Origin of the sequence: Legionella resiliens, from assembly GCF_021344005.1 — a bacterium.
GTDB classification, from domain to species: Bacteria; Pseudomonadota; Gammaproteobacteria; order Legionellales; family Legionellaceae; genus Legionella; species Legionella resiliens.
This window is the reverse complement of record NZ_JAJTND010000005.1, coordinates 642,641-649,164: the sequence shown is the minus strand read 5'-3', so window position 1 is coordinate 649,164 and position 6,524 is coordinate 642,641. Positions and strand designations below refer to the sequence as shown.

The window sequence follows — 6,524 nt, the reverse complement described above, 5'->3', positions numbered from 1 at the left end:
GAACTACAACTACATTTAAAGGAACACACGCAGTCGTACAGCTACTACCTTTGCAGAGGGCAAATCCACTTTGAGCTTGACCAAAGATATCTAATCTTAAAACACAACTTGCATGCGCAGCTAAATTAACTGGATTAGAGCAAAAGTTACTTCCTAAGTTTTGCAGAACTGTATTGGGAAGTCCTCTTAATACATAGCCTACTCGGGCTGAACTGGTATTATTTGTAATGGTATAATAAGCAGAAACCATAGATCCTGCAGGCACAGTAGTTGGAATCACAGTTCCGGGAGTTGGACTAATAGTGAAATTACCGGCAGCAAAAGTATAACTGCTAGTGAATAAAGATATGGCAGCACAAATGACCTTGGCTAAGGGTAAATTAAAGTTATTATCCATAATAATGTCCTTTGACGACTTTTATATTAAGTAAGAGAGTTGAGCAATGAATTGATGTGCATATGTATCATGAGCTCTTAAGCTAAATGGTACAGATGCAGTATAGCCATCAAAATTCACATTTCCCTCACCTAGTGATATTGTTCCAAAATCACTGAAGCGATACCCAAGACCAAATCGAATATGCTGATTAAGATCGGCATCAACCCCTGTCCCTAAGGTGAAACTTAAGCGTTGATCGGAGTTATTTTTAAAAATTGGAGTAAGATTTATATCGCAGGTTTCCCGTGTCGACGCATCATAGTTGTATGCTCGATTAAAAGAAACCCCTAGACCTGCGAACAAATAGGGGTGAAAGGAATTTTGTACCGTTGTTAATAATTTTGTAGCTGCTAATAACTGCTGCGGTTGAAATTTGTATTTATATTGGTATTGGGTTGATGTGCTTGGTTCTATACCTACGCTATGTATTCCTTGAATTCTAGTACTACCGAAGTAGGCATAATCAACGCCTAATTGCATCAAAAAGGAAGGAGTAAAAACATACTCGAGCCCCAAAAAAATACCCCCAACACCCGTGTCATTATCATGACCCGAGTTTCTATATCGAAAGATATTGTCATCATCACCGGAATAGGTTTCTGTATTTCGGACATGCATATTGGCATATCCACCTAAAATTGAAATTACAGGATATAAATTAGTTTGGTAAATTTTTTGAATGCCTGATTCACCTGCTAATAATATTGAAGAGTAAAAGAAGGAGCTCAAGAAGCTTAGGCTTAATAATTGGAGGCGCATGTTATATATCCTTATTTTTTAATGCACATCTTAAAAAAACCCTGCATTCTATCAAGAAATTTGATGCTTTTCAATAATTCTCTAGATAGTATGTAAAAAAAATTGAATTAACCATCCTAATAGCTAATGTCTTTTTCTTATCCTACTCATTGTATATTTGCCCATGGATCAGCGACTACAATAAAATCTGGATTTCATGTTTTGCTCCAACAAGATGATGATAGTGAGTTTTTAATAAATCAAGAATCAACGGGGTCAGGCTCGATTGATTAGCAACTTTTCCATCGAAATCAATCAAGTCTGCGCCATTGATCTTGATTTTCTTATATACCATTTATATATTTATCTCATTGAATTTTAAGTATTTTACCATACAATCATGTCAATTTTTCAGCCATTTAGTGATGTCTTTTACTTAATGGGTCTCATATTGTCCTTTTTTTAAAAATAACGAATATCAGGAAAATAAAAATGCCTAAAGAAAATGGATTTCACCAAAGACAACAAATTTTATTTGCTAAGTTAAATGATATAGAGGCCGAAATCCCGATTATCGTTGCTGCTACTTCAGAAGAACTTTCTCAGCCAGAAAATCATTTCAATATGACTGAAGAGGAGAAACAATATTCCAGGCTACAGTTATTTATAAAAAAAGGAAAAATGTTTGGCTACAATGGCAATCAACCTACCACCAAAATCACAGGACTTGCGAGCAATAGCATTACTCTTTTCGGGAAACCACGGCAAATTTCTCCTGTATCCATTATGCAAAATGAAGCGCTTTTTTCTCTTCTCAAAGTACACACAAATGCCTATTTGGAAAAAGTATTAAAAGCTCCAACTAAAGAGAACAAAGAGAATACATATTTGGAGATAATGGTAAATCGATTATACCAGATAATAAAAAAAGCTTGCCCGAGTCAAGATGAAGTGATTCATTTAGCTACAATGGAAAGGGATCTTTCTGAGCCGGAGTCTGGTAAAAATCGATTAACTGCAGAATTTAGTACATTGTTACTTACAGAATTAAGAAAGAAAATTGCCCAAAATAATGATCCTTGGAAAGTGGAATTAGATAGAGTACTTGCTTTAAAGCAGCGCACATCGCGTGCCGAATCTTATGGTATCCATCGAATTGCACAACAGGCATTAACTCTTTACCAATCAAGAAATATTGCAGAAAAAATAATTCCAAATGAAAAAGTGATTATGATTGACGATCACATTCAAGCGGGTTCGGCTATATCGTGTGCAGCTGATGAAATTAGAGATAACAACGCAAATTTGCTGAGCATAGTCTGTATAACAGCACATAAAAATAATAAGTTTTTTAATATACAGCCGGACGTTAAAGAATTCATCATAAGTTTGTTACCTAATACTTCAAAAGATCTTCCTCGATTAAACGAAATACTAAGACTTGTCGGGTTAAGTATGGAAACATTGACTAATATTGAAGGTATGATATTAATCTCTATCCTGTGTGACTCTAATAATCCAGAACATAAATCAGATTTTCAAACTCTACTTAAAAAATATGATGCATCAGACGACATGAATCATTCGCTTTTTGAACATCAAAAAGATAGCTTGATGGAAGAATTTGAAAAACCAAAAGTAGAATTCGCTCATTTTGAAAGAGAGTTGTTGGCAGCAATAAAAAAAGGCAGGTATACAGTGTCGTATGAAAAACAAATTGTACTATCTGATGAAGAAGGACAAAATATTAGAAAAGAAATCGATAAAAGGGCTGGTCTCCCTTGGTTATTATTTGATTTTGATGATACCCTGCATAACTTGAATAATAGTACTTTTATCATTTTCCAAGATATTATTAAAATATATTCTGGCATAGAAATACCGATTGAAACAATTAGAGAAACGCGTCAAACCTTGAAAGATAGGGGTCAATATCAATATCAACAGATGCTTTTAGATTTCATAAGACAACATAATCCTAGTGTTCAAGTTTCTTTCGAAGAAATAACTAAAGCGTATCAAGAGCATAAAAATGCGGAACCATTTGCACCCAAAATGAGCAAGGAAGATTTTTTAACCCTAAGAAATAAATATAGAATTGGCATCATTACCGATGGTTCGGCTTTTGCGAGTAAAGTTCCTAAGATTAGAGAATTTTATGGAGTGGATATTGATGGATACATTAATTCCGATAACAATTTACCGAAAAAACCAAATCCGGCAATGTTTCATGAGTTTCGCAAAGTTTACAATGTAAAAGATAAACCCATTGCCTATGTTGGCGACAGAGATGATTTAGATGGAGTCATGGCAAGAAATGTGAACCTTGATTTTATAAGCATTGATCCAATGCAATCAACTATCGATATGGAAAAATTTACTAGGGAATTAAATACGATTGAAGAACGAAGAAAGGCTGCGATAAAGAAATGGAAGGAATTAATGAAATATGCTTTTCTAACAAACGCAACAGAAAAGAGTTCCAGAGAGAATTTGCCGCTGTCACAAAACGGTGAGGTTCTCTCTGATCTTCCAAAAACTTATGGCTTAGATTAGCTGTTAGGGGTCCCTTCAGAAACCTCGACAATGCCAGGAGAAGGGCATAAAACCAGAACCTACTTATTGGCTACCTCAAAAACAACGCCATTAGGTCCTGCAGTTTGACCGCCAGCAGATCCAAACATTGTTGTTCCTGTTACACCTAAAATTGAAGGTAGGAACAATAAAGCGGCAGAAATAAAGACTAAAGCAATTGGCGTTCCAATTGGAATTTGAGTCGGGTTATCTTTGTGCTGTTTAAACTTCATAATAGCTCCGATAGAAAATCCTAAACCAGCCAAATAAGCACCAGCAGTAATCAATTTAGCCAAGTTCACAAATGATCCAGTAATTGTGGATGCCATTGCCCCTAAAGACACTGCAGTACCTGCTGCTGCCCCATGGCTTACTAATGTCAGAAATGTAAGACAAGCAATACTGCTTAACCACCATCTAAAGCCAGGTTTATCTATAATGTTATTTCTCACACCTAATCCCCCTAAAATTAAAATTAAATAAAACTCCCAGCATGATATTTAGATAACATGCCCCCTGAAAATTTATGCTCTCTATTTCTTTGTTATTGACCTGCTATTACAGCGCGCCAGTATGGGTTATCATCCTCTAGTGATCTATAACCAACGCGCTCAATATGCCGAATTTTGCTTTGCTTCATTTATAATTGTCAAGCCATTCTGACTCAATTGCTTCAGTTTTCACGAATACTTTTTATCACGTAATTGGCTCTAATTGAACTTATTCCCTATCTGCATTTCGTTTGACGGAGTAATTCGTTAGTAATTTGCTGATCGCGCAAAAAATTGGCCATTTTTTTTGACGATATAAAGCTAGAATCGAATTTTGATTCAAGTGATTAGTGCTACTTTTATATAAAAAGACAGAGAAAGTGAGTAAACTTCTTACTGTTTTAATACGGGGGTATTCATGAGTTATGCGCGTTTGGATTCTCATAAACGATGCAAGACACTAGGATTTGTGCATGCAAGTTATACACAGCAACAGAGCACTTAACACCCCAAAACTTCTTCAAAGGTTTTTTTCAATATAATAGAGCAGATATCTTCTTCCGATCATGATTCGGAGTAATTTGCGATAATCTAAAGGATTGTTAAAATGGTGTAGATGAGTTCTTTAACTTAATGGTAGGGTGGGCACTTACTCTTCTCCCAAATTCAAGGATTGAAAGATGCATGATGTAGCTCGAGAGCCATCGCTGCAACGCAAGCTTAATGCGCGTATACTGGGAATGATCACCTTGGGTGGTTCTATAGGAACGGGCATTTTCTTAGCGAGTGGTAATGCTTTATCCTTGGCTGGTCCTGGGGGCACATTGCTTGCTTATTTGATTATGGGGATCATGGTCTATTTTTTGATGACGGGTCTTGGTGAAATGGCGGCATTCATGCCCACCAGTGGATCATTTTATGTTTATGCCTCTCGTTTTTTCGATCCCTCCTTAGGATACGCGCTAGGATGGAATTATTGGTATAGTTGTGCCATTTATATTGCTTCAGAAATCTCAGCTTCTGCGTTGATCATGCATTTTTGGTTTCCTGAGAGTTCATCGTTTCTTTGGTGTTCTGTTTTTCTCTTTCTGGTCATTGGTTTTAATGCGATATCAACCAAAGCCTTTGGTGAAGTGGAATATTGGCTTTCATTTGTTAAAATCTCGGTTATTGTTTTATTTATTGTGACCGGATTTTTTCTTGTTTTTGGTTTCACAGATTATAAAGCAGGGGGATTCCAAAATTGGCGTATTGGCGATGCTCCATTCCATAGTGGTTGGATCGGTATTCTTGGCGCTTTTGTTGCAGCAGGTTTTTCCTTTCAAGGTACGGAGTTAATTGGCGTTGCTGCAGGGGAGAGCGTTCATCCTGATAAAACGATTCCCAAAGCAATAAAAATGGTTTTTTGGCGGATTTTAATATTCTTCATTTTATCGCTTTTTATTATCAGTCTTTTAATACCTTATACCTCATCACAATTAATCAGTTCTGATGTGGTAATGAGTCCTTTTACCCTGGTGTTTCAACAATATGATAAAACGTTTGCTGCAATGATTATGAACGCAGTGATTCTTGTGGCAATTATATCAACAGCCAATTCAAGCATGTATGTTGGCAGCAGAATGCTCTGGCATCTTGCCAAGGAAGGTCATGTTCCTCGAATTTTTTCCGTTGTTAATCAAAGAGGAATACCAATCTATGCTTTAGCCTTAACAAGTGTTGTGGCGATGTTGGCTTTTTTATCTTCTATTTTTGGTAACGGCACCGTTTATTTTTGGCTACTCAATGCAACAAGCCTTTCGGGATTTATTGCTTGGATGGGAATAGCAATGAGTCATTATCGTTTTCGTAAAGCCTACTTGCGTCAAGGGAAAGATCCGGCTCAACTTCCTTATTTGGCCAGGGGATATCCTTTTGGTCCTTTGTTTGCTTTTGGTGTATGCATGATCGTGATTAGTGGCCAGAATTATTCTGCTTTAATAGCAACCACCAAAGATTGGTATGGTTTGCTTATTTCTTATATTGGCGTGCCGCTTTTTTTAATGATCTGGATCGGACATAAATGGGTAAAAAAGACCAGGATGATACCTTTGCACGAGTGTAAGTTTGACTAGAGTCTATCTACTTTCTACTGTCTTGGCCAAAATTGCTTGATTTTCTGTGCTCTGATGCTCACATACTTCATGTATGCTGCGCTTAAGTGCTCGAAAATCAAACAATTTTGACTCAAACTGGCGAAATGTAGATGGACTCTGGTTTGACTAGAGTAGACAATATATTAA

At 36.5% G+C, this 6,524-nt stretch carries 5 protein-coding genes and 1 pseudogene; 2 read left to right on the top strand and 4 right to left on the bottom strand.

What is annotated here, in order from left to right; translation table 11 throughout:
• The 3 genes and pseudogenes from LXO92_RS15370 to LXO92_RS15360 all read right to left on the bottom strand — a co-directional run.
• Nucleotides 1–397 (bottom strand): annotated as a pseudogene (locus LXO92_RS15370) (hypothetical protein); the annotation flags it as partial.
• A gap of 21 nt (nucleotides 398–418) precedes the next feature.
• On the bottom strand, nucleotides 419–1,198 hold the full coding sequence (locus LXO92_RS15365; protein ID WP_182350393.1) for an outer membrane protein: 780 nt from the start codon (nucleotides 1,196–1,198) through the stop codon (nucleotides 419–421).
• A 175-nt stretch (nucleotides 1,199–1,373) separates the two neighbouring features.
• Nucleotides 1,374–1,532, bottom strand: a complete 159-nt coding sequence (locus LXO92_RS15360) for a hypothetical protein (protein ID WP_232891279.1) — start codon at nucleotides 1,530–1,532, stop codon at nucleotides 1,374–1,376.
• 137 nt (nucleotides 1,533–1,669) lie between these two features.
• Between LXO92_RS15360 and LXO92_RS15355 the strand changes: the two genes are divergently transcribed.
• A complete protein-coding gene (locus tag LXO92_RS15355) occupies nucleotides 1,670–3,733 on the top strand; it encodes an HAD family hydrolase (protein ID WP_232891278.1) in 2,064 nt (687 codons plus the stop codon).
• 59 nt (nucleotides 3,734–3,792) lie between these two features.
• Here the strand turns inward: LXO92_RS15355 and LXO92_RS15350 are convergent, their stop codons facing one another.
• Nucleotides 3,793–4,203, bottom strand: coding sequence for a type IV secretion protein IcmD (locus tag LXO92_RS15350; RefSeq protein WP_182350390.1), 411 nt, complete (start codon nucleotides 4,201–4,203; stop codon nucleotides 3,793–3,795).
• Nucleotides 4,204–4,922: 719 nt separating this feature from the next.
• Here LXO92_RS15350 and LXO92_RS15345 point away from each other — a divergent pair.
• Nucleotides 4,923–6,356, top strand: coding sequence for an amino acid permease (locus LXO92_RS15345; protein ID WP_232891277.1), 1,434 nt, complete (start codon nucleotides 4,923–4,925; stop codon nucleotides 6,354–6,356).
• Nucleotides 6,357–6,524: the final 168 nt, after the last annotated feature.